This window comes from Achromobacter sp. EG18, from assembly GCF_059759395.1.
Genome location: NZ_CM186213.1, coordinates 3,515,148 through 3,541,772 on the forward strand (window position 1 = coordinate 3,515,148; position 26,625 = coordinate 3,541,772).

Genomic DNA, 26,625 nt, shown 5'->3' on the forward strand with positions numbered 1-26,625 from the left:
TTCCGGCCTTTATTTCCAGGGACGTCTTTTCCGACGAGTGATTTGCGGATTTCGCAAACCAGCACGGCGATTCGGCAACCGTTGCGGGCCTCGGCGCCACTACGATGGGGCATCCGCCTTCTTTCCGGGAACCGTCCATGCCGCAACCCTCCGCCCCCCGCCCGCCCGGCGTCCTCGCCCCCGTGTTGACGCCGTTCGACGCCGATCTGCTGCCGGATCCACGGCGCTTCGCGCGCCTCTGCCTGTGGCTGGCGCGGCAGGACTGCGGCCTGGCGATGTTCGGCACCAACTCGGAAGGCAATTCGCTGTCGGTGGACGAACGCCTCGACCTGCTGGACGCCGCGGTCGAGGCCGGCGTCCCCGCCGCGCGCATGTTGCCCGGCACCGGCAGTTGCGCGCTGCCCGACGCGGTCAGGCTGAGCCGCGCCGCGGTGGCGCACGGCTGCGCCGGCGTGCTGGCCCTGCCGCCGTTCTACTACAAGACGATCACCGACGATGGCCTGTTCGCCTTTTTCAGCGAACTCATCGAGCGCGTCGGCGACGCGCGCCTGCGCGTCTACCTGTATCACATCCCGCCCGTGGCGCACGTCGGCTTTTCGCACGCGCTGGTGGAACGGCTGCTCACGCGTTATCCCGTCGTCGTCGCGGGCATGAAGGACACCGGCGGCGACTGGGCCTACACCACGCGGACCCTCGAACAATTCGCCGCCGAGGGCTTCGGCGTCTACGCCGGCACCGAAACCCTGTTGCTCGAAACACTGCGCCTGGGCGGCGCGGGCTGCATCTCCGCCACCGCCAACGTCAACCCCGGCCCCATCGTGCAACTGTGGCGGTCGTGGCGCGACGCCGACGCCCAGGCCCGCCAGGACGCGCTCAATGCGCTGCGCGGCGCGTTCTCGGCCTATCCGCTGATCGCCGCCATGAAAGCCGCCATCGCGCAGGCCACCGGCGACGCCGGCTGGAACCGCCTGCGCCCGCCGCTGACGCCGCTGGACGAGCGCCAACGGCAAGCATTGGGCGACGCCTTGCAGGGCCTGTCGTTCACCATCGACGCGCTCTGATCCCCGGGCGCCGCCACGACGGCGAGCCCACCACAACAGCGCGTCCCACGCAGGACGTGCGACCCAAGGAGACATCATGCCCCTCATCCCCACCCGCCTACGGCACGCGTTGCCGCGCTTGCTGGCCGCTGTGCTGCTGCTGGGCGCGGCGTCGGCGCGGCCGGCCCACGCCGACGCGTCCGCGTATCCGTCGCGGCCCATCACCATCGTGATCCAGTATCCGGCGGGCGGTCCATCCGACATCCTGGCACGCATCCTCGCGCCGCGCCTGCAAGCGCGGCTGGGCCAGCCCGTCATCATCGAAGCCCGTGTCGGCGCCGGTGGCAACATCGGCACCGACGTGGTGGCCAAGGCGCAGCCCGACGGCCACACGCTGCTGCTGTCCTCCAGCGGCCCGCTGGCCATCAGTCCGTGGCTCTACCCCAGGCTGCCCTACGATCCGCTGCGCGACCTGGCTCCCGTCATTGAAGTCGCGGCGGTGCCGCTGGTCCTGCTGGTCAACCAGTCGAATCCGGCGCGCGACGCGCAGGCGCTGCTGGCCGAACTGAAGGCCAGCCCCGGCCGCTACACCTATGGTTCTTCCGGCAACGGCACGCCCCAACACCTGTCTTCCGCGCTGTTGGAATCAACCACGGGAGCGCGCGCCGTGCATGTTCCCTACAAGGGCCAGGCGCCGATGGCCATCGACCTGATGGGTGGCCAGATCGACTTCGCCATCGACAGCATGGTCTCGGCCATGCCCAACCTGACCAGCGGCCGCCTGCGTCCCCTGGCCGTCACCAGCAAGCAGCGCTCCGCGCTGCTGCCCGACGTTCCCACCCTGGACGAAGCCGGCGTGCCGGACTACGAGTCGCTGGCCTGGTACGGCCTGATGGCGCCCGCGGCGACGCCGGCGCCGGTCATCTCGCGTCTCAACCAGACCTTGCGCGACATCATGGACCAGCCCGAGGTGCGCGAGCAGATCGCACGGCTCGGCAGCCCGGCCGTGCAAGGAACGCCCGAACAGTTCGGCGCCTTCATCCGCGCCGAGCACCGGAAGTGGGGCGATATCGTCCGGCGCACCGGCGCCTCCCTTGATTGACTCTCCCTGCACCGCCAGCCCGTCACGCCATGAAAATCGTCCATGCCTGCGAAAAGACCATCCCGATCGAATGCGACCTGCGCAACGCGCGGGTGGACTTCAGCGAGATGACGGCCACCGTCGTCGCCGTCGCCACCGATCAGTTCCGCGACGGTCGGCGCGTGGTGGGCTACGCCTTCAACTCCTTTGGCCGCTATGCCTGCGGCGGTCCGCTGCGCGAGCGCTTCATCCCTCGCCTGCTGGCCGCGCCGCCGTCCGACCTGCTGGACCCGGATACGCAGCGGCTCGATCCGCCCCGCGTCGCGGCCGCGCTGCTGCGCCGCGAAAAAGCCGGCGCGCACGCGGAACGCTCGATGGCGGTGGGCACGCTGGAACTGGCGCTCTGGGACGCCGCCGCCAAACTGGAAGGCCGGCCGCTGTACCAGGTTCTGGCCAGCCGCTACGGCGTTGCCGGCGCCGGGCGGCCGCGCGCCATTGCCTGCTACGCGGGCGGCGGGTTCTACAAACCGACCGACGACCGCGCCCGGCTGCGCGACGAAATCCAGGGGTATCTCGACGCCGGCTATCGCGATGTCAAGATCAAGGCCGGCGGCCTGCCGCTGGCGCAGGACCTGGCGCGCATCGAGTCCGCGCTGGCGCTGCTGCATGACGGCAGCCACCTGGCGCTGGACGCCAGTTGCGCTTTCGGCCGCGACAGCGCCCTGGCATATGCGCGGGCCGTGGCGCCGTACGGCTTGCGCTGGCTGGAAGAACCCTGCGACCCGGCCGATTTCGACACCTACCGCGCCGTCAGCGAACAGTATCCCGGCATGCTCGCCGGCGGCGAGAACCTGTATTCCAAGGAAGAGGCGGAGAACTTCCTGCGCTATGGCCCGGCGCCGCACCGGGTGGTGCTGCAACCCGATCCGCCGCTGGCCTACGGCATTGGCGAATTCCACCGCATGGTGCGCCTGGCCGGGCGCCACGGCGTGCCGGCGGCCCATATCATGCCGCATGGCGGCAACCTGATGTCGCTGCACGTCGCGGCCGGCTTGGGGCTGGGCGGCGCGGAATCCTATCCCGGCCTGTTCGGCGCGTTCGGCGGCTTCGGCCGCGAAGTCGCAATCGCGGACGGCCATGCCTCGCTGCCCGCCGCGCCCGGCATCGGCTTCGAGGAACAGCCCGAGCTCTATCGCATTTTCGCCGCCTTGCCGGCCAACCCTTGATGAGGCCGAGCGTCCATGCCCTCCCCCCACACCATTTTCATCGCCGCTGACTTCGTGCTCGATCCGGCCCTGGACTCGGTGGCCGACCGGTTGCGCGAGCAGGGCCATACCGTGGTGCGCGGCCCGCGCGCCGTGCCCGGCCGCAAGACCGTGCTGCCGCCGGATCGCCTGGGCGAACTCGTCGGCGCCGCCGACGTCATCGTGGCGACTTCGCGCGTCGTGATCGACGACGCCGTGCTGGACGCGGCGCCGCGGCTGCGCGGCGTCGTGTTCCCCTCCATCGGCACCGAATCGCTGGACCTGGCCGACGCCGGCCGGCGCGGCCTGATGGTGGCCAACGGCGCCACGCCGGAGAATTTCCAGAGCATGGCGGAAGCCACCATCATGCTGATGCTGAACCTGAGCTACGACCTGCGCGGCACCGAGGACCTGCTGCGCCGCAATGCGCCCCGCCCGGCCGCGCCGCGGGCGCGGATGCTGCAAGGCAAGACCATCGGCCTGGTGGGCTTCGGCCGCATCGCGCGCGCCGTGGCCGACAGGCTGCGCGGCTGGAACGTCGAGATCCTGGCCTGCAGCCCGCGCCTGGATCCGGCGCAGGTCCCGGCCGGCGTGCGAGCGGTCGCGCTCGATACCTTGCTCCAGGCCAGCGACATCGTCAGCCTGCACACCACGCTCACCCCGGGCAGCCGCCACCTGATCGGGCCGGCCGAATTGCGGCGCATGAAGCCCGGCGCCTTCCTCCTGAACACCGCGCGCGGCGCCTGTGTCGACGAGGCCGCCGTCCACCAGGCCCTGCGCGACGGCCTCATCGCCGGCGCGGCGCTGGACGCGTTCGAGGTGGAGCCGCTGCCGCCGGACAGCCCGCTGCGGCAACTGGACAACGCCATCCTGACCCCGCATATGGCCGGGCACACCCAGGAGCTGTATGCCTCGTTCGCGCCGGCCTGCGTGCGCAATGTGGAGGCGATACTCGCCGGTGAACTGCCGCCCCATGCATGCAATCCCTCGGCGGCGCCGGCCTGGCGCGAGCGGCTGGCCGGGCTCGATGGCGCGCGTGGCGGCGGCTTGGCGCGCGCGCGGAATGCCGCGCCCCCTTTCAGAAAATGAAACGCATGCCCGCGCCGTAGGCGCGCACGTCAGCGCCCGCGCCGGCGGGCGGCACACCGCCCAGCGTCAGCGCGGACGCTGCCGTGTTGTTCAACAGGCCATAGGACAGGTAAAACGAGATCTTGGGCGACACCGGATAGACGTAACTCGCGCCGATCACGGTGGCGCGGGCGCGGCCGTCCGGTTGCTGCAGCACTGCGCGCTGGACGTTGACCGCGAGAACACCGCGCGCAAACCGGATCACTCCGCCCGCCCAAACCGTGCCGCCATCGTGCCCCGGCTCGGGGTGCCAAGCCCGGAAATATCCGCCAGCCAGGGTCACGTTGCCCATGGGATACCGCCCTCCCACCAACAGATCGTGACGGGTGCCGGCCGCCCCGGTGAAGAACGGCGGCGTCCCTGCCACGCGCGGCAGGCGCAACTGCTGGTAGGCCGTGGTCAGCACGGCCCCGCCGCGGGCGTAGTAGGCGACCGAGGCTCCCCACATGCGATTGGCATCGGCCGGCCGTCGGTCCGGACCGCCCCAGCCTTGCGAGCCAAAGCTGCCCATCAGGCGCAGTTGCAGGCCGTCCGATGTGACAGGCGTAGCGTAGAACAGCGCATTGCTGGCGCGGCCGAAGCGCTCGGAGCCGGTGCCCGACAATTGCACGATCTGCTGCATGTTGCCGTAACCCGCCAGCTTCAGCGGGTCGACTTCCACCATCGACCAGTACAGCGGCGTGTAGTCACGCCCCAGGCTCAAGCTGCCATGACGGCTCTCAACGCCGACGTAGGCGCGCCGGTTGAAACCGCCCGCTATCGGTTGCCCACGCGGCTCGGCCGCCGTGGCGCTGGCGGGATCGCCGTAGTACGTGGCAGCCTGGCCATTGCCCAGGTTGAAATCGGTCTCCAGCTGGAACACCGCGCGCAGGCCTTCGCCAAGCTCCTCCGATCCTTGCAACCCGACCAGCGAGCCGCTGAGTATGCCGGACCGCATCGCCACCGAGCTGGCGCCGTGCCGCGCGCCATTGTCGATGTATGCCAGGCCAGCGTCCACGATGCCATACACCGTCACCGCCGCCTGCGCGCGGCACGCTCCCATGGCGCACAGCAGCGCGCAGGCGGCCAGCTTCCAGGCCGGAATGCCCATCGTCTTCCCCTCGATCCGCCCGCGGGCGGCGGCCGGCTCAGCCCATGGGCTGGCCTTGCTCGTTGAACCGCTCGCGCAGCACGTGCTTGAGCACCTTGCCCGTCACGCCCATCGGCAGCCGCTCGACGCAGACGACGTCATCGGGAATCCACCACTTGGCGATGCGCCCTTCGTACAAGGCCAACAAGGCATCGCGCGACAGGTTCATGCCGGCGCGCGGCACAACCACCAACAGCGGCCGCTCGCCCCATTTGGGATGCGGCACCGCGATGCATGCCGCCTCGGCCACCGCGGGGTGGGACATCGCGATATTTTCCAGTTCGATGGAGCTGATCCATTCGCCGCCCGATTTGATGACGTCCTTGCTGCGATCGCGTATCCGCAGCCGGCCGTCGACATCGATGGACGCGATGTCGCCGGTTGCGAACCAACCGGGATGAGCTTGCGATTCGCCGCCCCGGTAATAGCCGTCTGCCACCCATGGCCCGCGTGCCAGCAAATCGCCGCGCGCCTGGCCGTCCCACGGGAGCTCGACGCCTTGAGCATCGATGATCTTCAACTCGATGCCGAACACCGGATTGCCCTGGCTTTCCAGGATGGCGTCCCGGGCCGCTTGCGGCAGCGCCAGCTCAGCCGCCCGCAGCGTGCAACTGGTGCCCAATGGCGACAGTTCCGTCATGCCCCAGGCGTGCACCACGTCGATACCGTGCCGTTCGCGCAATGCCCGCATCAATGCCGGCGGGCATGCCGCGCCGCCGACCACCGTGCGGCGGAAGGCGCTGAACGCCAACCCGTTCTGCTCGACGTAGTCCAGCAGGCCCAGCCACACCGTCGGCACGCCAGCCGCCGAGGTCACGCCTTCGGCTTCGAACAAGGCGTGCAGCGAGGCGCCATCGAGCGCGGGGCCGGGCAGCACCAGCTTTGCCCCGGTCAACGGCGCCGCATATGGCAGCCCCCAGGCGTTGACATGAAACATCGGCACCACCGGCAGCACGGTTTCGCGCGCCGACAGATTCAGCGCGTCCGGCAGCGCCGCGGCGTAGGCGTGCAGGACGGTGGAGCGCTGCGTATAGAGCACGCCCTTGGGCGGGCCTGTGGTGCCGGAGGTGTAGCAAAGGCCGCTGGCCGTGTTCTCGTCGAGCTCGGGCCAGTCGTAGGCCTCGCCGGCGGCCGCCAGCAAGTCCTCGTAGCACGACAGGCCGGCCAAGGGCGCGGCAGCGGGCATCTGCTCGCGCCCGCACAGCATCACATAGCCCCGCACGCCCGGACAGCGCGGCGCCACCCGGCTCACCAGGTCCAGCAGGTCCAGGTCGAAGAACACGTATTGATCTTCGGCATGGTTCAGCAGATAGGCGATCTGCTCCGGATGCAGGCGCGGATTGACGGTATGGATGACGGCGCCCGATCCGGACACGGCGTAGTAAAGCTCCAGATGGCGGTAGCCGTTCCAGGCCAGCGTGGCGACGCGCTGGCCCGGCTCGACTCCCAGTCCGGCCAACGCATTGGCCAATCGGCGGCATCGCCGGTGGCAGTCGCGATAGGTATAGCGGTGGATATCGCCTTCCACGCGGCGCGATACGATTTCAGTGCTGCCGAAGCATTGGTCGGCGTGCCGCAGGAGGCTGGAAATCAACAAGGGGCGGTTCATCATCTGGCCCGGCGGGGGATTCGGTTGCATCGACGACATGGCTCCATCCAGGATTTGAGGGAAAAACGAAACACGCGCCATCGGCCAGGCACGGCCAACCCCGCGCCGGCGCGCGGGGCGGCGGCGAAGGCGGCGGATATACGGAGATTGGGCGGCCTGCTGCGCGCGACGCCGCCGGGCGCTGGCTAGCGAGCGGCGGCAGGCTCGGGACGCAACTGCCCGAACGGCACGCGCGACAGGTCCAGCAACAGCTGCGTGGCGGCCACGGTTTCACGTTGCATGCGCGCGTAGTCGACCTTGTCGGCCGTGGTCACGCCGTAATTGAGCAGGTAGTTGGGGCCGGAGATGTAGTTGATGGTTGGTATCCGGCCGCGCCCCCAGAAGTACTGCCCTTCTCCTGGCCAGACAGCGTTGTTCGGGCCGCCATCCCCCTTGGGGTTGAGCGGTGGCATGATGAAGGCCGGCCCCGCGTCCGCCTGGCGCACCATCGCTTCGGCGGCGTCCACCAGCGCCGGGATTGGCGGCATGAATACGCCGACAGGTTCGAATTTTCCGGTTGGCGCCAGCTTGCCGGTTGCGTCCGGCAGCCACTCCATCGCCCCCAGGTGCTCGATGGTCACGACGGCGGCAATGCGCGAGGCCAGCGCGTCGCCCTGATGGCGCGCCAGAAAATCCTGCACCCCGGCGCCACCCGCGAAATGTCCGCTGGACAGCATGATCATCACGCCGCGCGGCAGGGAGCTGCGCGGCAGGCGCGACAGGTAGCCTGCCATATCGACGATGGCATTGGGGCCATTGTCCTCGATGCCGTTGGTGCCGTCCGTGTGGCTGTTGATCACGATCCACTCATCCGTCGCCCCCGGAATGACGCCGATCAGGTTGCGCGTGCGCACTTGCTCCACCTGCGCGTCCAGCGTCAGCCGCAGCGCGGCGCCCTTGGCCGCCAGCGCTTTCAGGCGGCGTCCCGCGTCACGGTCCACGTACAAGGCCGGCACGGCGCGCAACTCCCGGTCGTAGGGCGCATACAGTCCCTCGGCGGTCTGCGCCGGCGCGTCGATGATGGCGATGGCGCCCACGGCGCCCGCCGCCTGCAGTTTTTCCTGCAGCGCGGTCAACACCTCCAGGACCTGGTAGGGCCGCGCATACGGCGCGCCTGGCGGCAACGAACCGGCCGGGTCGTAGGCGCGCAGCGCCAACCGATGGAAGAAATCGCCGGTAAGCGTGGCGCGCGGCAGGTCGAACAGCACGATCTTGCCAGCGACACGCTGGTCCGGCGCCGCGCCCGGCGGCAGGTACACCAGCCCCGCCTCCCGACCTTGCGCGCCGGTTCTGCCCGAATAAGGCACGTAGCCCGCGACGGCGATCCGCTCGCCGTCCGCGGCCTGCAAGGCCCAGTACCGGGCCGACCAGCGCGCCAGCGGTAGCGATTCGAAGCGCAGGTCACGCACGCCCGCCGCCAGCAGCCGCTCGTGCAACTGGTCGACGTAGCGCTCGTGCGCGGGCGAGCCGGTGTCGCGTAGCCCCATGGCGTCCAGTTCCTCCTGCCAGCGGCGCACCTGCTCGCGCGGCAGGAATTCGCGTCCGTCCACCTTCATAGCGGCTTGCGCCGGCAAGGCCTGCGGGCCGCGAGCCTGCGGCCCGGACGCGCAAGCCGCCAGCAAGACGCATCCCACCGCGCCACACACGCCGCGCAGGTTCCTCCACTTGCTCATGCTTGTCTCCTTCGGTGATCTTGTGCCAGTTCTACCGATACTGAATGCGATTGTGCGGCAGCGCCGCGCCTGGCGGCAGACCACCGACGGGGGGTATGGCTCCCCCAAAGCGGGGTATCTGGCCGCGATCGCCGGCCGGGCCTCACGGCCCCGGCGCGATCAGGCCCGCCTTGATGGCGCAGGCCACCGCCTCGGCGCGTCGCCTGGCGCCCAGCCTCGACATGATCTTCTTGACGCTGTCCTTGACCGTGTGGGGACTGCGGTGGACGATGCCGGCGATCTCCGCATTGGACCGCCCCTGCGCCAGCAGGCCCAGGATCTTCAGGTCCGAGGCGGTCAGCCCATGCTTTTCGGCGGCCAGACGGCTGAGCATGCATTGCGCCTCGCGCAGCTTGTCATCCCCCGCCTCGCCGGCCTCAGGCGCCCCGTGCACCAGTTCGGCGATGCGCGCGTACATGGCCATCGCAATGCGCGTGCGCTCCTCCAACAGGGTCACGCGCTGCGACTTCTCGGTTACCAGCGACTGCAGCGCCTTGATCTCGTTGATGTCACGGGCGATGCCCTGGCGCCCGACCACTTGCCCGCCCCGCATCAGCGGGCCGGCGCGCACCTCGAGATGGACGATACGGCCGTCGCGATGGCGCGCCTCGACTTCGAAGAACGGCGTGCGGTCCTGTCCCAGGACGCCCTGGCGGTAGTGGCGCGAGGCGATCTGCGCCGAGTTCTCGGTCAGCACCTCGGTGAACGGCAGGCCCATCAACGCCCTGGCGCGAAATCCCAGCACGCGCTCGGCGGCCTGGTTCAGGTAGGTGAACCGGCCTTCCAGATCGAGCGTGTAGATCAGGTCGCCGGCGGCCTCGATCAAGGCCTCGAAATCCGGCGCTTGCGGTGCGCGCGCGGGATGGCGGACAGGGTTCATGGGCGACGCCTCCTGGCAAGGGTTGCAGGCAAGCGGCCAGCCTAGGGGGTTGTCGCGTGAAAATCAACTTCGCGCTGGCCGGCGGTCAGGCGCGGCCCGTCCGCGCGTGCCGGCGTCCTCAGCGCAACGGCATCGCCACCGGGCGCAATGGCGCCGCATCGCCGCCACGGATCTTCAGCGGGCCGCCAATGAAAGCGAACTCATAGACCTTGTCGCGCGACAGTTCGTCCAGCGCCGCCAGTTCGATGATGGGCACGCCTTGCTGCGCCAGCAGGTAGGTATGCAGCGGCACGTAGTCATCGGCGACCTCGGACGGGAAGGTCTCGAAGCTGAGGTTGTCCGCGCCCAGGATCATGGCGCCGCCTTCTTCCACCAGATAGCGGGCCGCGTCCAGCCCCATGCCCGGCGGCTTGGCCATGTAGGCGGCCGGGTCGTCGTACAGCTTCATGCGGCCAGTGCGGATCAGCACGATGTCGCCCTGCTGCAGCGCGGTCTTCTGCCGCGCCAGCGCCGCCTTCAGGTCCTGGCGGGTAATGCGATACGAATCCGGCAGCATATCCACGCCCTTCAGCGCGGCCACGTCGATCAGCACCCCGCGCGCCACCAGCGGCGGGAATTTCTCGATGCCGGTGCGCTTCCAGCCGCGGTCGCCCAGGTGTTCGTCGGCGCGAAATCCGTTCCAGATCCTGCCGTGGATGCCGAAGTGGTTCAGCGCGTCGATGTGCGTGCCGGTGTGGCTGTACATCGAGAACGCGGTGCCGGTGTAGCTGCGCATCGCGTTCATGTCCTTGCCCACGCCCATCGGATCATCGACTTCGGTGCCCCGCGGCGTGTGCGTCATCCAGAACTGGTAATGGGGATCGCCAGCATCCTGCCAGCTCGGCATGCCCACGTAGTATTCCGTGGCCAGGTCATAGACCTTGTCGCCCGCCACACGCGACATCACGGCGGCGCGCGAGGCGGGCGTGATGAGGTTGAGGCGGCCGATCTCGTCGTCCGGCCCCCACGGGCTGATGCCGACCTCCTGCCCGGAGGCGGGCGCGCGCGCCGGCGCGCCATGCGCAAAAGCGTTGAAACCAATGGCAGCGCCCAGCGCCACGGCGAGCAGTCTGGAAGTATGGCGGATGTTCATGATGCACCTTATGCGTGAAATCCCCGTCCGGCGGACAGGAAGAATGGAAAATGGGGGATGAGCCGGCCTGACGGCGAGGCGCGGGCCTAGGCGCGCGCCGGCATCAGCGCCAGCAGGCGATCGCGCAGATCGGCCAGCGGCAGGGTCTGCAAGCGGGCCTGGTGCGGTCCCGCGACCAGCGTCGGAATGGAGTCAATGCCCAACCGCGCGGCGGCCGCGCGGTCTTCCCGCACGCGCCGCCGCGCTTCTTCGCCTTGCATCACGCGGGCAAAGTCGGCGCGGTCGAATCCCAGCGCCGCCGCGATGTCCAGCAGGACCGCGGTATCGCCGACGTTGCGATGCTCGCTCAGGTGCGCGCGCTGGATGGCGTCGAACAGGTCCCAGTGGCCCGCCTCGCCGGCCAGCAGGTGAGCGGCCTGGCAGGCCAGCGCGCCGGCCAGGCCGCTGGGATAGTCGAAGGTCTCGCCGCGCATGCCCTCGATGTCGATACGCGGCGTGTCATCATGGCGGGCGCAGGCCTCCCAATGGCCCAGGATCACGCGCTTGGCGCGTTCCATCGAGCCGAACACACGGCGCATCTGTTCAGGCGATTCCTGCAGCACGAAGCTGCGCTGGCGCACCGTGACGCCGAGTTCGGCCGCCACCTGGCGCAGGCGCGGCGACATCACGTAGCACCAGCCGCAGACCACGTCATGGAAGAAATCCACGGTCAGCGGCGTGGCGGGCGCGGCGGCTTCGGCGGAAGCGGAAGCGGAGGCGGAAGTGGCGAAAGGCGAAGTCGAAAACATGTTGGCGTCCATCTCGTTTCAATGGACGCCAGCTTACGGACGGGCTGGTCTGGGAGTAAGGCGCTCGCCGGCAGGACTTTATTCGCTGGCAGTCAAGAATCGCCGCGCATGGCGGCGGGCAGGTGCTCGGCCAGGAAGTCGACGAACGCCTTGACCTTGGGTTGCAGGTGGCGGCTGGTCGGGTAGACGGCGTAGACCTGGCGCGGCGAGCCGGGCAGCTCGGGCAGCACCCGCGCCAGCCTGCCGGCCGCCAGGGCGGGCCCGGCCAGGAACGACGGCAAGGCGCCGATCCCCAGCCCCGCCTCAAGCAGGTCGCGCAGCATCAGGCTGTTGTTGACCTGGATCAGCGCGGGGCCGGCCAGCGGATCGGCCGGCTGGCCAGCGTCTTCCTCGGGAACCGGACCGGGGCTGTCGGCCAGGCTATAGCTGAGGATGTCATGCCCGCGCAACGCCTCGACGCTGTCCGGAAGGCCGCGGCGTTCCAGGTACGAGGGCGCCGCGCACAGCACCTGCGTCAGCGACGCCAGGCGACGCGCGATCAGGGAGGAATCATCCAGTTGCGCCCGCAGCCGGATCGACACGTCGAAGCCCTGCCCCACCGCGTCGACCAGCCGGTCCTCCATGGCCAGATCCAGCCGCAGCTCGGGATACTGGCGCAGGAAGCGCGCCAGCAACGGCGACAGCACGCTCAGCGCAAAGGACACCGGCGCGTTCACGCGCAGCCGTCCCGAAACGCGGCCGGACTGGCGCTTGACGGACTTCTCCAGCGCATCCAGCGCATCGAGCAGCCGGCAGCATTCGGCGTAATAGGCGGCGCCGGTGTCGGTCAGGCTCATCTTGCGGGTGGTGCGCTGGATCAGCACCGCCCCCAGGTGGGCTTCGAGGGCGCGCAGCTGCTTGCTGAGACCGGCCGACGACATATCCAGGTCCTCGGCCGCCTTGGCGAGGCTGCCCAGTTCCACGATGCGCCGGAAGGCGCGCATATAGTTGAAGGTGTCCATGGCGGGAACGGATGCGGGGAAACCCCGCGATTCTGCAGCGATCCGCCGCATTCGCCAAACCATATCGCCCGCGAGGGGACAACGGGAGCAAGCGCTATCGGCGCGGGGCGTGGCCGTCCGGGCGGGCCGACGACACGTCGCGGCCGCGCCAGGGCGGCATAATCGAGGCACATTCCCTGCCACGACAAGGAGGCTCAGGCATGTCCATCATCCGTTCCTGGCGCAAGTTCCTGGCGGCGGCCCTGTTGGCGGTCGCGGAGGGTGGCGCGGCCAGCGCAGGCGAGGCCGGCGCCGAGCTGCTGCACGCCGCCGGCGCCGGCGACCTTGCGCGCGTCCAGGCGCTGCTGGCCCGGGGCGCGCCGCTTGAAGCGCGCGACGCCGACGGCAATACGCCCCTTCTGCGGGCAACGCTGGCCAACCAGGAAGCCGTCGCCACGGCGCTCATGGCGGCGGGCGCCGACGTCAACGCCAAGAACCGCATGCAGGACAGCGCCTACCTGTACGCCGGCGCGCGCGGCCACAACGGCATCCTGGCCGAGACGCTGCGCCATGGCGCCGACCTGCGCAGCACCAATCGGTATGGCGGTACCGCCCTGATCCCGGCCTGCGAGCGCGGCCTGGTCGACACGGTGCGCATGCTGCTGCGCGCCGGCGTCGATCCCAATCATGTCAACCGGCTCGGCTGGACCGGCCTGCTGGAAGCCATCATACTGAGCGATGGCGGCCCCGCCCACCAGGCGGTCGTCAGGCTGCTGCTCGACAATGGCGCCGACGTGAACCTGCCGGACGGCGACGGCCGCAGCCCGTTGTGGCATGCGCGCCAGCGCGGCCAGGAAGCCATCGCGACGATGCTGCAGGCCGCCGGCGCGCGCTAGGGGCGGCGCCCGGCGTCGGCGCGCACCGGCGCAGCGGCGACCCGCCGGCGCCGCGCGTGCCGCGCAAGCGCCGCCATGACTTGCTAAGATGCCCGCAACCGGCAATTCCATATCCCAGCCTTCCGGAGCAAAGCCTCTTGACGCGGATACGCACGACCCTGCTCTCCCTTGCCGCGCAGGCGCTGTTTTTCGCCTGCCTGGTCTCGCCCACCCTGGCCGCGCCGCCCACGCTGGCGCAATGCAACGGCATCAAGGACCTGGCCTTCGTCGCCCATCTGGATGACGACCTGCTGTTCATGAACCCGGACATCGCGTCCAACATCGCGGCCGGCGGCTGCGTGCGCGTCGTCTACCTGACGGCCAGCGACGCCGGCGAAGGCGACACCTACATGCTGGGCCGCGAGCGCGGCGTGCGCGCCGCCTACGCCTACATGGCGCGCCAGCCCGACCTCTGGAAGGAAAGCGCCGGCCACGCGGGCCAACGGCAGATAGCCCGCTTCACCCTGAGCGGCAACCCGCGTGTGCAACTGTGGCATCTGCGCCTGAAGGACCCATGGCTGGGCAAGGGCTGGGGCAGCCTCACCCCGCTGAGCCGCACCGAATCGGAACCCGGGCAGATGGTGGACACGCTCGGGCCCTACCCCGAGGTCTACTCGCGCGAGCAACTGGTCGACACCCTGGCCGAACTGATCCGCCAGTACCAGCCGACCACCGTGCGCCACCTGGACGACACCATCACGGTGCCCTACACGCAACTGTGCTGGCGCTGCGCCGGACACGGGCATCCCGACCATATCGCCAGCGCGCGGCTGGTGCGCGCGGCCATGCTGCGCGCACCCGGCAACTATGCCGAGACCGGCTATATCGACTACCCCAGCCAGGAACGCGCCAGCAACCTCGCCGAAAACGAGATCGCCAGCAAATCGGTGATCTTCCAGCACTACGCCTGGAACGACTACCACTATTGCGCCGGCCCCACCGGCTGCAAGGAACCCGCCGGCCCCGCCGCCGCCTGGGTGCAGCGCGCCTACTACGTCTCGCGCCAGGACATGCCACCGCAGATCTACCCCGATGGCCGCGACGGCCTGGTGGTGTACGCCGCCGGCGAAACCAATGCCGCCGTCAATCGCTGGGATTCCGGCCAGCGCCGCTGGCAGAGCCTGGGCGGGCGCACCGGCGGTCCGCTGGTCACCTTCGGCCACGCCGACGGCACCGCCGGGTTGATGGCGCGCGATCCGCTGGGCGGCGTGTGGGCCAACAAACAGCGCCACGACGGCACCTGGCAGGGCTGGCAGGCGCTGGCCGGGATCCGCGTCAGCCAGATCCCGGCGGTGGCGCCGCGCGGCGAAGCCGCCGCCGTCGCGCTCGGCTACGACGGCCTGCTGCACTGGATCGCGCCGTCCGGCATCGACGGCAGCTGGGGCCACTGGCAAAGCCTGCCGCCGCTGGACGGCGCCACCGGCGCCCCCGCGGTCGTGCGCGGCGACGACGGCCGCTACATCGTGTTTGCGTCGGCGGGCGGCGGCCAGTTGTTCTACACGCGCCAATTGCCGGCCGCCAAGGGCCAGCGCCCCGATTGGCAGCCCTGGCGCCGCGTGGCCGCGCCGGAGGCCGCCGGCGGGCTGGCCGCGATCCGCAACCACGAACACCGGGTCGAACTCTATTTCCGCCAACGCGCCAACAATCACCTGACGCGGCTGGAGGAAGCCGGCGACACCACCGACATGGAAATGGACTGGAGCGCGCCCGTCGACCTGGGCGTGCCCTACATCGGCCGCCCCGCCGTCGATGCCGATGCGCAAGGCAACGTGGTGCTGGCGATCCTCGAACGCGCGGACGGGCCGCTCTGGCTGGTCGAGCACGGCAAGCCCGCCAGGCTGCAGGCCGAAGCCGCCTCGCCACCGGCGATCCATCTCGTCAATGGCACGCTATATGTAGTGGCTCGCATGGCAGGCGGCCCCCAGCGCTACCAGGTGCTGTCGCGCCGCGACGGCTTGTGGGCGGCCAACCTGACGCTGGACGGCATGCCGTCCAATGGCGGCGGGCCCTTCGCCACCCAGGCCGCGCGGCCCGCCGACCTGCCCAAGCTGGGCGCCAACGACAGCCACAACGCCGTCGTGATACGGCCCTCCTCCACCGAGCCAGGCACCTTGGCGCAGGAGCCCATGCCCAACCAGGCCTCGCGCACCGCCACGCCCACGCACGTGCAATGAGCGGCAGTGGATCCGTGCGCCACCGCGATGGCCGCGCGCAGGCGGCCGCGCCGATAAACTGGGCTATGCTTGCGACGCCGAAGGCGCAGGCCGAAGGCGCATCCAATCCGGAGAGCTTCACCCCATGATCCGTCATCTGGCCCTTGCCACGTCACTGGCCGCGTTGCTCGCCTCCGGCGCCGCCCAGGCGGCCCGCGACGCCTGCCCGCAGGCCGCGGACATCGTGCGCGCGGCCTACCCGCGGGCCCCGAGCGCCGACAACGAAGGCAACATCCGCCTGGGACAGGACAACATCGTCCTGCGGATCGCCGATGCCGACTACGGCGAACCCTTTGCCGTGACGTGCAAGACATGGCCCGCCAAACCCGACCTGCTGCTGGCGGCCATTCCCCTGATGCAGGACACGCCGAATCAGGACGATGGACACCAGGGCGACCTGCGCATCCTGGTGCTGGACCGCGCCACCCTGAAGATTCGCCACGACCTCCGCTTGGAAGGAGTGATGTCGGATGATGCCGTACGCCTGTCCGACGTGTCCTTCGACACCGCCCGCTACGACGTGACGGCCGGCCGCCGCGCCTTCGGCCTGCGGATTTCCCGCGTCGGCGCCTCGCGCGCCAACCCCTTCGGCGAAACCAGCCTGCGCCTGTTCGACATCGGCCCCAAGGGCCTGGCGATGGTGCTGGACGGCCTGATCGTGCACCGCTCCGGCGGCGAATGGGACACCAACTGCGCAGGCAGGTTCTCCAGCCGCGCCGTCACCCTGTCCATGGCCGACACGGTCACCCACGAATACCGCGACATCATCACGAGCGAATCTTACGAGTCGAGCCGGGCGGCCGTGGTGCGCGGCGATTGCGAGGAAAAGGTCGTCGACAAAGGCAAGACGCCGCGCACGCTGAAGTTCGACGGCCAGCGCTATCAGATTCCGGAACGATTGCGGTCGCTGGATCGGGACGGCGCGGGATAAGGCGCGACAACCGCGGCATGGGATTGACCCAAGAGCGCAACGCCATGCTGGGCGCAACTGTCGAATGCCTTCATTGCGCTGCCTGGCGGAATCCCGCGCCAGGCTGATGCCAAGGGTTTTGCCATGATGTATGATTCGCTTCCATTCTTGCGAATGCGAATTAGAGTCGTTTGCAAAATCTAGACGGAGAGGCCCCAGCGCCGCGGGCTTGAACAGGAATGAAGGCTGACGGATACGGTGCGGCACCGTCCATGGACGTGATCTACGGCGATCACCACGAATGGCTCCAAGGGTGGCTGCGACGCCGCCTGGGCAACGCGGCCGACGCCGCCGACCTGGCCCATGACGCCTTCCTTCGCCTGCTCAGCAAGCCCGCCTCGCAAGGATTCAAGAGCTTTCCAGAGGCACGGGGCTATTTGCGCGCCATGGCCAATGGCCTGTGCGCGGACTTCTGGCGCCGCCGCGAGGTCGAACAAGCCTGGCTGGACACACTGGCCACGCGCCCTGAATCGTTCGAACCGTCGCCCGAGCAACGGGCGTTGGTCATCGAAACGCTGATGGAAATCGGCACGATGCTGAGCCGCTTGCCGCACAAGGCCGCCACCGCCTTCATCCTGGCGCAGGTGGACGGCGTGCCCTACCGCGACATCGCCCGGGACCTCGGCGTGTCGGAACGCATGGTCCAGAAATACGTCGCCCAGGGCATGCTGCAATGCGCCTTGATCGATGCCGGGCTGGGCAGATAGGAGCATGGCGCCGCCCTTGCCAAATCCGCCTCCCGGCAATGGGGCCGCGCCCTCGCCGGGCCGCTTGCAGGCGGCCGATTTCGACAGCCTGCAACAGGCCGCCGACTGGTTTGCCCTGTTGCGCGCGGATCGCGTCACCGAGCAGGATAGGAAGGCGTGGCAGGCCTGGCTGCGCGAGCGAACCGAGCACGCCACGGCATGGCATCACGTCCAAGCCGTCAGCCAGCGGTTCGAGCCGCTGCGCGTGGGTGGAGGCGAAGCGGCGCTGGCGGGCGCCGCCGCGGCGCGCAAGGGCGTGCTCAAACGGCGTCGACTGCTGGGCGGCGGCGCCATCGTGCTGGGCACGAGCTTGTTGGGCTGGCAGGGGTGGCGCCATACGCCGCTGCGTGATCAGGCACTGGCGCTTGCGGCCGACCACGCCACCGGCACGGGAGAACGGCGCGACCTGCTGCTGACAGACGGATCCAGAATCTGGCTCAACGCCAGAAGCGCAATGGATGTGGATTACCGCGACGCCGCCCGCCGCTTGACGCTGCTGGCCGGGGAGATCCTGATCGCTACGGCGCCCGACCCTGCGCGGCGGCCGTTCTATGTCGAATCCCGTTTTGGACGCATGCAGGCCTTGGGCACGCGTTTCAGCGTGCGCCTGGCGCAAGACCAGGTTCAACTGGACGTCTATGACGGCGAAGTGGCGGTGCGCAACCGTGCCGGCGCGACGGTGAACGTCATGGCAGGCGGCCAAGCCCGCTTCAATGCCGAACGGATCCTGTCCACCGCGCGCGCCGACCCCGCACGCCAAGCGTGGAGCCGGGGCGTCGTGCTGGCCGACAACCTGCCCTTGAAAACGCTCGTCAATGAGCTGGGGCGTTACCGCAAGGGTTATCTGGGCGTGGCGCCGGAAGTCGCCGACATGCTCGTCATGGGCGTATTCCCCGCCGACGACCCCGACCGCGCGCTGGACTTGCTGGAACGCAATCTGCCCGTGCGCGTGCAACGGCCCCTGCCATGGTGGACATCGATCGTCGCGCGCTGACAAGAAATTTTTTCCGAGAACCAGTTCGGGTTTTTGAATCTCATCCGATTTACGGAATGAGAGAAGATCAGGCCTACCCGCCGACGGTTTCCCTCTCGCTGCTCACCACCACGCCTTGAGGGACTTTCATCTCATGCTTCGCCGTACCCGCCTGCGCGCCGACCGCGCGCCCGACACCGCCCCGCGTTTTGCCATCCGGCCCTTCGCGCTTACCCTGCACCTGGCCGTTGCCGGCCTGACCGGCGGCGCGGCGGCGTGGGCGCCGACGGCGCAAGCACAGGCCAACGACGCGCGCGACTATGCCATCCCGGCCGGCCCCCTGACCGCCGCCCTCAACCAGCTGGCCGCGGACGCCGGCGTGTTCCTGACCGCGCCGGGCACGCTCACGCAAGGCAAGGCCACGGCTGGCCTGCAGGGCCGCTACACGGTGCAGGCAGCCTTCCAGGCCCTGCTCATCGGGTCCGGGCTTCGGGCTGTCCGGCAAAGCGACAACGCGTACACCCTGCGCGCCGAGAGCGCTGATGCGAACGCAGCCGCAGTCCTGGAACCGGTCGCCGTGTTCGGCAGCTTCGACGCGCCCGTCAGCGAAGGCACGGGCAGCTACACGGTGCCCGTCAGCAACACCGCGACGAAGATGAACCTGTCGATCAGGGAAACGCCGCAATCGATCAGCGTCATCACCCGGCAGCAGATCGAGGATCAGCAGCTCAACAGCATGACCGACGTGCTGCACCAGACCCCGGGCATCACCATGTCGCAGGATGGCGGCGAACGCTTCAACATCTATTCGCGCGGCAGCGCCATGGATACCTATCAACTGGACGGCGTGACCACCACGCAGGTGAACCAGTCACGCACCATGCCGAGCACCTTGCTCGACATGGCGTTGTATGACCGCGTGGAAGTGGTGCGCGGCGCCACCGGCCTGATGACGGGAGCCGGCAGCCCCAGCGGCACCGTCAACCTGATCCGCAAGCGCCCCACGCACGAGTTCCAGGCCTACGCGCAGGTGGGAGCGGGCTCTTGGGACCTTTATCGCGCTGAAGCCGATATCTCCGGCCCACTGAGCAGCAACGGAACGCTGCGGGGCCGGATGGTGGTCGCCAAGCAGGACAACCACACGTTCATGGACGCCTACACGCAGGACAAGGACGTGTTGTACGGCGTGGTCGAAGCCGACCTGACGGACACCACGCTGCTGCGGTTCGGCATCGACCACCAACGCTACAAGGCGACGGGCGCGCCAGGTGTGCCCTTGCTCTACACCAACGGCCAGCGGACGGACTTCACGCGCTCGACCAGCTCGGGCGCGCGCTGGATGTACGACGAATTCAAGACCACCAACTACACGCTGAACTTCGAGCAGGCATTGGCGCATGACTGGCAATTCAAGGTCGCCGCCAACCACATGGATGTGGAACGCTCCAACCTGAACGGCTCGTATCGGGTGGGGTCGGGCCGCTCCTTCCTGGACCAGGCCACGGGCCGCGCGGGCATGCTGGCCTACCGGGCTGGCGCGACGCAAACCCAGACCGGCGTGGACGTGACGATCCAGGGCCCGTTCGATCTGGGCGGTCGGACGCATGATTTCATTGCGGGCTTCAATTTCCAGCACTACGAGAACAAGCACAAAGGCTGGGACGTAGGCGTGTCCACGGTCGATTTCAGCACCTGGGGCAACAACATGGCGCGGCCGGGCAACACCGGAACCGTGGGCGAGATCTTCAATGTGAAGTCGCGCCAGAATGGCAGCTATGCGGCGCTGCGTCTGAACCCGGTCAATGACGTGCACCTGATCCTGGGCGCCCGACGGTCCGACTACCACTACGACTATTACTATGAAAGCCCGGCCGACAGCTTCCTGCAAACCTACACCCTGCGCGCGCGCGGCGAAATCACCCCTTACGCGGGCATTGTCTACGACCTGACGCCCGAGCAATCGGTCTACGCCAGCTACACCGACATCTTCCAGCCGCAATCGTCCCAGGACCGCAATGGCAACGTGCTCGACCCCATCGTGGGCAAGAACTACGAGATGGGCTGGAAAGGGGAATTCCTGAACCGTCGCCTGAACACCAGCGTGGCGATCTACCGGTCCCAGAAAGACAACGTCGCCGAACTGGACGCGGGCTATACGGTGCCGGGCACGGACAACGCGGCTTACCGCGCGGCCAAAGGCGCGAGAACCACCGGCATCGACCTGGAAGTGGCCGGCGAAATCCTGCCGGGTTGGAACATGCATGCGGGATTCAGCCATGCCAAAACCCAAGACGCGCAAGGCGCGCAGTTGCTGACCCAGCAGCCGGTCGACACGCTGCGCCTGTGGACCACGTACCGGCTGGGCGGGGCGTGGAACAGGCTGACGGTGGGCGGCGGCGTCGACTGGACGTCGAAGACCTCGTTGTACTTCAGCCGTTATGACAGCACGGTCAAGCAGGACGCGTACACGGTGGTCAACCTGATGGCACGCTACCAGTTCAACAAGAAGCTGGCCGCGACGTTGAACATCAACAACCTGTTCGACAAGGCCTACTACCAGGGCATCGGTGGCAGTTATGGACATTACGGTTCGCCACGATTCGCCGGCGTGACGCTGCGCTACGATTTTTGAGAGGGCATGAGGTCGACAGGAAGCGCTTCGACGCCGTCGCGGCGCCTTCGAGCCACGCTAAGATAAATGCCGCCGAACGAACCCGGGAATCGATAGCCGCCATGTCCGAACCCTATTCCGCCTTTCTCAAACTCCAGATCCCACGCGGGCATCTCGCCCAATGGCTCGCCGCGCCTGTGCCGGCGGCATCGAGATGGTCGGACTGGGGCGCCATCGGCGGTCAGTGGTATCTCTGCGCAGGCAAGGACCTGGCAGCCTCCAGCGATCAGGACCTGGGCCGGCTCGTTGCGGAATGCGATGCCATGCTGGCGCGCCATCCGGACAATCGCGCGGCGCTGAAGGCCATCCTGAACTCCGCGCAGGCGGAAAACATCAAGATTGCGGCCTACGATCGCGCGGGGACGCACTTCGTTGCGGGCTCGCTGACCTATTCCGAAAACCTCTACGACCTGATCGTCTTTTTCACGGTAGCACGTGGCGCGGCCGATTTTTTCGCGGCGGATGGCCATGGCCTTGCGGTGGTTCACGACTATCTCTGGGGCGAGGAAGGCGAGCGGGAAACGGTTGCCGCGCTCGGGCTGTCCGGCCAGGGCGGCTCCCGCTTCGCGGCGCCCGACGAGCAGGGCGATGCCGCCGGCGCATTCGAGCGCATGGTGGAAACGATGCTGGATGGCAAGGACGACCCCGAGTTCCACCCGCGCGACCAGCTTGACGGGTTTTGAGTCCTGGCGTGCGTCGCGGCCAAAGAGTTGCAGACGACGTTAGGCCAGCAGCGCCGCCGCGGCGCGGCCCGCCATCATGTCTTCGAACAGGGCCGCCAGGCTCGGGGCGACCTCGCGGGTGTCCTCGAATTCCGGCTCGATGCCGTGCACGATGCGGCCCGAGTCGCCCTCTATCGCCAGGAATTCGTATTCACCGGCAACGCTCATGTAGATCAGCGTGTGCCGCTGCCAGAAGTCCAGGACCGCCTGCCGGCCGGCCTCGTCCAGCGCGGCCTCCAGGCTCATGTCGCGCAGCGTGTGCCAGGCAAAAGCGCTGTCCGCCGTGCCGTCATGGTCGGCCGCGCTCAGGAACCAGCGTGTCTGGTCCGCGTTGTGCAATTCGGTGAACGTCGCCAGGAAAGCGCCATAGCCGTGCCGGTCGCCCGGCGGCGCGACCGCCGGCGTCGGCTCGGACGCGGTCCGCCGCAAGGTCCAGCCCTGTGCGGCAAGATGATCCAGGAAGCGTTGCGGTCGCGATGTCATGTCGGTTTCCTTGGACGGGGCGACGCCACGCCGGTCCAGCTCCCGCCGGCCCAGGGCGCCCGCGGGAAGCGCGCGACGCCAACGGAAACACGCCCCCCAAAGCAGGCCAGGTCCAGGTCGGGCGCGCGATGAGGCGGCGCTACGCGGCCAGGGCTGCGAGTTCGCGGGCCTCGCCAGCCGCGAAGACCGCCGCATCAACGCGCGGCCGCCGCGTGGGGACGGGCGCCAGGCGGCGCACGGCCGCCAGCACATCCTGCGGCTCGGCGGGCTTGCGCATCAGGGTGGCGCGCCCTTCACAGGCCGCGGCGATCTCGGATTCCGGGCGGCCGCTCAGCACCAGCACCGGCGTGTCGCACAGGTAGGCATTCTCGCGCATGGCGGTCAGCAGGGCCCCGCCATCCATGCCGGGCATGGAGAAGTCCGTGATGACCAGATCCGGCTGCACTTCGAGCATTTGCCGCAGCGCGGTCAAGCCGTCCGTGTGCGTCGTGACGTCATAGCCTTCGCCACTCAGGAATTCACTCATCAGGGCGACCAGCACGGCCTGGTCGTCGACCAAAAGGATTTTCGTCATGGTTGTCGGTGCCACGCATTCAAGACGCCGGCGGGCAAAACAGAGGGGAGAGGTCGAATCCTAGGACATGCGGGCCCTTCATGTGCTAAGTATTTGTATCCGGGCGCAACGAGTGCCCCATACCCTGTATAGTCCACCGGTCTGTCCCCCGAACTTTAAACCGTTCTCATGCCGAATTCGCAACAATCCGCCAGCCGCCACACCCTTCCGCGCACCTTGATGGCCGGTTTCGTGACGGCGGCGCTGGCCACCCTGGTCATCGCCTTCGTCAACGTGCGCTCGGCCGAGACCCGGACGGAGGCGGTCAGGGCCATGGACCGCGCCACCGAGACCGTGCGCCAACTGAGCCTGTTCAACTCGGCGCTCAAGGATGCCGAGATCGGCCAGCGCGGCTACCTGCTGACGGGCGACCCGGCATACCTGCAACCTTATCTGCGCTCGGTGCCGTTGATCGAACAGCGCCTGGCGCTGGTCAAGGAAGCGGCCACCGCGGATTCGGCGCAGCGCCGCATCGTCAACGACATCGCGGGCATCACCCAGCAGAAGCTGACGGAACTGCGCGAGACCATCGAAATGCGCAAGGCCGGCGACGTGGAAGGCGCAATGGCCGTGGTGCGCACCGATGCCGGCAAGGAAGCGATGGACCGGTTGCGCGACCTGGTCGCCGATCTGTACACGCGCCAGCTGGGCCAGGTCGAGGAGCAACGCGAAACCTGGGCCGCGGCCTCGACCACCTCGACCTATTACTCATGGGGCGGGTCGATGCTGCTTCTGGCGCTGATCCTGGCGTCGGCCGCGGTGACCATCCGTGAGTACCGCGCCAAGGCGCGCCAGGCCTGGGTCACGACCGGCCTCTCCGGCCTGAGCCTGCGCTTGCGGGGCGATCATCGCCTGGACGAAATCGGCAAGCGCGCGCTGGACTACCTGGCGGACTACCTGCACGCCAGCGTCGGCGCCGGCTACGTCGTCAACCACGGCGGCGACGAGCTGGAACTCTTCGGCGGCTACGCCCTGCCGGCCGAGCGCCTGGCGCAGAAGATCCCCGCCGCGCAAGGACTGGTCGGGCAGGCGGCCAGCTCGCGCAAGCTGCTGCACCTGCGCGACGTACCGCCCGGCCACCTCCCGGTCTCGTCGGCCACGGGCACGTCCAATCCGGCCGAACTGATCCTCGCGCCCGCCATACAGAACGATCGTGTCTATGCCGTGATCGAACTGGGCTTCACCCACGCCGTGGGCCAGAGCGAGCGCAGCCTGCTCGAGGGCGCCTCCGAGATGCTGGCCTCGGCTATCCGCGCCGGCCTGGACCGCACGCGGCTGGAGGCGCTGCTGGCGGAAACCCAGCGCCAGTCGGAAGAACTGCAGACCCAGCAGGAAGAATTGCGCGTCAGCAATGAAGAGCTGGAACAGCAGAGCCGCATCCTGCAGGAATCGCAGGCGCGCATGGAGGTGCAGCAGACCGAGCTCAAGCAGGCCAACGTCAGCCTGGAACTGCAGACCGAGCAATTGTTGCGGGTGCAGGGCGCGCTGACCGACAAGGCGCGGCTGCTGACGCAGGCCAGCCAGTACAAGAGCGAGTTCCTGGCCAACATGAGCCACGAACTGCGCACCCCGTTGAATTCGACGCTGATCCTGTCCAAGCTGCTGTCCGAGAACAAGCCGGGCAACCTGAGCGACGACCAGGTCAAGTATGCGCAGACCATCTACGAAGCGGGCAGCGACCTGCTGGCGCTGATCAACGACATTCTGGACCTGGCCAAGATCGAGGCCGGCCAGGCCACCGTGGAGGTCGAGGCCGTGGCCATCGCGCCGGCGCTCGAGCGGCTGCTGGATCCGCTGCGCCCGATCGCGCAGGACAAGCGCCTGACCCTGGAACTGGACATCGCCGCCGACGTGCCGGCGTCTTTGCATACCGACCCGCAGCGGCTGGGCCAGGTGCTGAAGAACCTGCTGTCGAACGCCCTCAAGTTCACCGAGCAAGGCAGCGTTGCTCTCAAGGTGTCGCGCGCGCCGCGCAACATGCTGTCGTTCGCCGTGCAGGACACCGGCATCGGCGTGCCGGCCGACCAGCAGGAACTGATCTTCGAGGCCTTCCGCCAGGCCGATGGCAGCAGCCATCGCAAGCACGGCGGCACCGGTCTGGGGCTGTCGATCTCGCGCGACCTGGCCAAGCTGCTGGGTGGATCCCTGTCGCTGGTCAGCACGCCGGGGCAAGGCAGCGTGTTCACGCTGCTGCTGCCGATGCGCCTGGAGGCCACGCCCGCGGCGCCCGTCCCCAGCCTGCCCGCGCCGATCCCGACGCCGCCCGCCATTCCCGCCTGGGCGGTGCCCGCCGCCGCGCCTGCGGCCGAGCCGGTCCAGCCAGACCCGGAACCGGCCGGCGAGGCCGGCCGCACCATCCTGGTCATCGAGGACGATGAACGCTTCGCCGGCATTCTCGGCGACCTGGCGCACGAAATGGGCTTCGGCTGTCTGGCCGCGCACACCGCGACCGACGGTCTGGCGCTGGCGGCACAGCGCCGGCCCGACGCCATCGTGCTCGACATCAACCTGCCCGACTTCTCGGGCCTGGGCGTGCTGGACCAGCTCAAGCGCAACCCCCACACGCGCCACATCCCGGTGCACATCGTGTCGGTGGCCGACTACGCCCAGGAGGCCATGGGCCGCGGCGCGATCGGCTACGCGCTCAAGCCCGTCAAGCGCGAGGAACTGACCCAGGCGCTGCTGCGCCTGGAAGCCAAGTTCACCCAGAACGTGCGGCGCGTGCTGGTGGTGGAGGACGACGACCGCCAGCGCGAAAGCGTGCGGGAGCTTCTGGCGCGCGACGATGTGGAGATCGTGCCGGCCGCGACCGCCGGCGCCGCCCTGGAGCTGCTGCGCGAAACCACCTTCGATTGCGTGGTCATGGACCTGAACCTGCCAGACATCAGCGGCTACGAATTGCTGCGCGAGATGGCCGAGCAGGAGAGCGTGTCGTTCCCGCCCGTGATCGTGTACACGGGCCGGGCGCTGTCGCGCGACGAGGAGCAGCAACTGCGCCGCTTCTCCAAGTCCATCATCATCAAGGACGCGCGCTCGCCCGAACGCCTGCTCGACGAGGTGACGCTGTTCCTGCACCAGGTCGAGGCCGACCTGCCGCCGCAGCAGCGCCAGATGCTGGAGCTGGCCCGCAGCCGCGACAGCGCGCTCGAAGGCCGCACGGTGCTGGTGGTCGAGGACGATGTGCGCAACGTGTTCGCGCTGTCGAGCATCCTGGAGCCGACCGGCCTGCGGGTGGAGATCGCGCGCAACGGCCGCGAGGCCCTCCAGGCGCTGGACCGCGTCGGCATGGACGGCCACCCGGTGATCGACCTGGTGCTGATGGACATCATGATGCCCGAGATGGACGGCTACACCGCCATGCGCGAGATCCGCACGCGGCCGGAGTGGCGCCGCTTGCCGATCATCGCGCTGACCGCCAAGGCCATGAAGGACGACCAGGAGAAATGCCTGGCCGCCGGCGCCAACGACTACATCGCCAAGCCGCTGGACGTGGAACGGCTGTTGTCGCTGGTGCGCGTCTGGATGCGCAAGTAACGC

General features: G+C 68.7%; 21 protein-coding genes. 12 read left to right on the forward strand and 9 right to left on the reverse strand.

All coding sequences use genetic code 11. From position 1 onward, the window contains the following. Positions 1-137 precede the first annotated feature (137 nt). The 4 genes from AC6CR5_RS16090 to AC6CR5_RS16105 all read left to right on the forward strand — a co-directional run bounded on the left by AC6CR5_RS16090 (position 138) and on the right by AC6CR5_RS16105 (position 4,454). Entirely contained in the window at positions 138-1,061 is a 924-nt protein-coding gene (locus AC6CR5_RS16090) for a dihydrodipicolinate synthase family protein (RefSeq protein WP_498084712.1), read from the forward strand. 76 nt (positions 1,062-1,137) lie between these two features. Then, positions 1,138-2,142, forward strand: coding sequence for a Bug family tripartite tricarboxylate transporter substrate binding protein (locus tag AC6CR5_RS16095; RefSeq protein WP_498084713.1), 1,005 nt, complete (start codon positions 1,138-1,140; stop codon positions 2,140-2,142). Positions 2,143-2,171: 29 nt separating this feature from the next. Continuing rightward, positions 2,172-3,347, forward strand: a complete 1,176-nt coding sequence (locus AC6CR5_RS16100) for an enolase C-terminal domain-like protein (RefSeq protein ID WP_026384060.1) — start codon at positions 2,172-2,174, stop codon at positions 3,345-3,347. A gap of 15 nt (positions 3,348-3,362) precedes the next feature. Next, on the forward strand, positions 3,363-4,454 hold the full coding sequence (locus tag AC6CR5_RS16105) for a 2-hydroxyacid dehydrogenase (RefSeq protein ID WP_047991823.1): 1,092 nt from the start codon (positions 3,363-3,365) through the stop codon (positions 4,452-4,454). On the opposite strand, the gene AC6CR5_RS16110 is transcribed toward AC6CR5_RS16105, so the two are convergent. The 7 genes from AC6CR5_RS16110 to AC6CR5_RS16140 all read right to left on the reverse strand — a co-directional run bounded on the left by AC6CR5_RS16110 (position 4,444) and on the right by AC6CR5_RS16140 (position 12,783). Beyond that, positions 4,444-5,583 carry a porin gene (locus AC6CR5_RS16110; protein WP_020926432.1) on the reverse strand — a complete coding sequence of 380 codons (1,140 nt, stop codon included), beginning with the start codon at positions 5,581-5,583 and terminating at the stop codon, positions 4,444-4,446. The two genes, AC6CR5_RS16105 and AC6CR5_RS16110, sit on opposite strands and share 11 nt — an antisense overlap. A 37-nt stretch (positions 5,584-5,620) precedes the next feature. Next, positions 5,621-7,270 (reverse strand): 3-(methylthio)propionyl-CoA ligase, encoded by a 1,650-nt coding sequence (locus AC6CR5_RS16115; RefSeq protein ID WP_026384059.1) that lies wholly within the window; start codon positions 7,268-7,270, stop codon positions 5,621-5,623. 146 nt (positions 7,271-7,416) lie between these two features. Further along, positions 7,417-8,943 carry a PA domain protein gene (locus AC6CR5_RS16120; protein ID WP_498084714.1) on the reverse strand — a complete coding sequence of 509 codons (1,527 nt, stop codon included), beginning with the start codon at positions 8,941-8,943 and terminating at the stop codon, positions 7,417-7,419. A gap of 142 nt (positions 8,944-9,085) precedes the next feature. Then, entirely contained in the window at positions 9,086-9,862 is a 777-nt protein-coding gene (locus tag AC6CR5_RS16125; RefSeq protein ID WP_498084715.1) for a PAS domain S-box protein, read from the reverse strand. Between the two features lie 118 nt (positions 9,863-9,980). Next, a complete protein-coding gene (locus AC6CR5_RS16130) occupies positions 9,981-10,994 on the reverse strand; it encodes a cyclase family protein (RefSeq protein ID WP_054445846.1) in 1,014 nt (337 codons plus the stop codon). 86 nt (positions 10,995-11,080) lie between these two features. Beyond that, positions 11,081-11,782, reverse strand: a complete 702-nt coding sequence (locus AC6CR5_RS16135; protein ID WP_498084716.1) for a DsbA family oxidoreductase — start codon at positions 11,780-11,782, stop codon at positions 11,081-11,083. 92 nt (positions 11,783-11,874) lie between these two features. Beyond that, the gene (locus tag AC6CR5_RS16140) at positions 11,875-12,783 is read right to left on the reverse strand and encodes a LysR family transcriptional regulator (protein WP_006385985.1); all 909 of its coding nucleotides are present in this window, start codon (positions 12,781-12,783) and stop codon (positions 11,875-11,877) included. A 200-nt stretch (positions 12,784-12,983) separates the two neighbouring features. Here AC6CR5_RS16140 and AC6CR5_RS16145 point away from each other — a divergent pair, with 200 nt between their 5' ends. From AC6CR5_RS16145 to AC6CR5_RS16175, 7 genes are all read left to right on the forward strand, one after another. Next, positions 12,984-13,658 carry an ankyrin repeat domain-containing protein gene (locus AC6CR5_RS16145; RefSeq protein WP_082395029.1) on the forward strand — a complete coding sequence of 225 codons (675 nt, stop codon included), beginning with the start codon at positions 12,984-12,986 and terminating at the stop codon, positions 13,656-13,658. A 137-nt stretch (positions 13,659-13,795) separates the two neighbouring features. Continuing rightward, the gene (locus AC6CR5_RS16150; protein WP_498084717.1) at positions 13,796-15,871 is read left to right on the forward strand and encodes a DUF8189 domain-containing protein; all 2,076 of its coding nucleotides are present in this window, start codon (positions 13,796-13,798) and stop codon (positions 15,869-15,871) included. 124 nt (positions 15,872-15,995) lie between these two features. Continuing rightward, positions 15,996-16,841 (forward strand): PA3715 family protein, encoded by an 846-nt coding sequence (locus AC6CR5_RS16155; RefSeq protein ID WP_006385983.1) that lies wholly within the window; start codon positions 15,996-15,998, stop codon positions 16,839-16,841. Positions 16,842-17,059: 218 nt separating this feature from the next. Beyond that, complete coding sequence (locus tag AC6CR5_RS16160) at positions 17,060-17,587, forward strand: sigma-70 family RNA polymerase sigma factor (protein WP_054497265.1); 528 nt, start codon at positions 17,060-17,062, stop codon at positions 17,585-17,587. Between the two features lie 4 nt (positions 17,588-17,591). Beyond that, on the forward strand, positions 17,592-18,620 hold the full coding sequence (locus AC6CR5_RS16165) for a FecR domain-containing protein (RefSeq protein ID WP_316312107.1): 1,029 nt from the start codon (positions 17,592-17,594) through the stop codon (positions 18,618-18,620). A 133-nt stretch (positions 18,621-18,753) separates the two neighbouring features. Next, positions 18,754-21,231 (forward strand): TonB-dependent siderophore receptor, encoded by a 2,478-nt coding sequence (locus AC6CR5_RS16170; protein WP_498084718.1) that lies wholly within the window; start codon positions 18,754-18,756, stop codon positions 21,229-21,231. Between the two features lie 101 nt (positions 21,232-21,332). Next, positions 21,333-21,953 carry a hypothetical protein gene (locus AC6CR5_RS16175; RefSeq protein WP_026384051.1) on the forward strand — a complete coding sequence of 207 codons (621 nt, stop codon included), beginning with the start codon at positions 21,333-21,335 and terminating at the stop codon, positions 21,951-21,953. A gap of 39 nt (positions 21,954-21,992) precedes the next feature. Here the strand turns inward: AC6CR5_RS16175 and AC6CR5_RS16180 are convergent, their stop codons facing one another. Then, positions 21,993-22,475, reverse strand: a complete 483-nt coding sequence (locus AC6CR5_RS16180; protein WP_498084719.1) for a hypothetical protein — start codon at positions 22,473-22,475, stop codon at positions 21,993-21,995. A 139-nt stretch (positions 22,476-22,614) separates the two neighbouring features. Next, positions 22,615-23,049, reverse strand: coding sequence for a response regulator (locus tag AC6CR5_RS16185; RefSeq protein WP_223308610.1), 435 nt, complete (start codon positions 23,047-23,049; stop codon positions 22,615-22,617). Positions 23,050-23,217: 168 nt separating this feature from the next. Here AC6CR5_RS16185 and AC6CR5_RS16190 point away from each other — a divergent pair, with 168 nt between their 5' ends. Continuing rightward, positions 23,218-26,622 carry a response regulator gene (locus AC6CR5_RS16190; RefSeq protein WP_498084720.1) on the forward strand — a complete coding sequence of 1,135 codons (3,405 nt, stop codon included), beginning with the start codon at positions 23,218-23,220 and terminating at the stop codon, positions 26,620-26,622. The last annotated feature ends 3 nt before the right edge of the window (positions 26,623-26,625 follow it).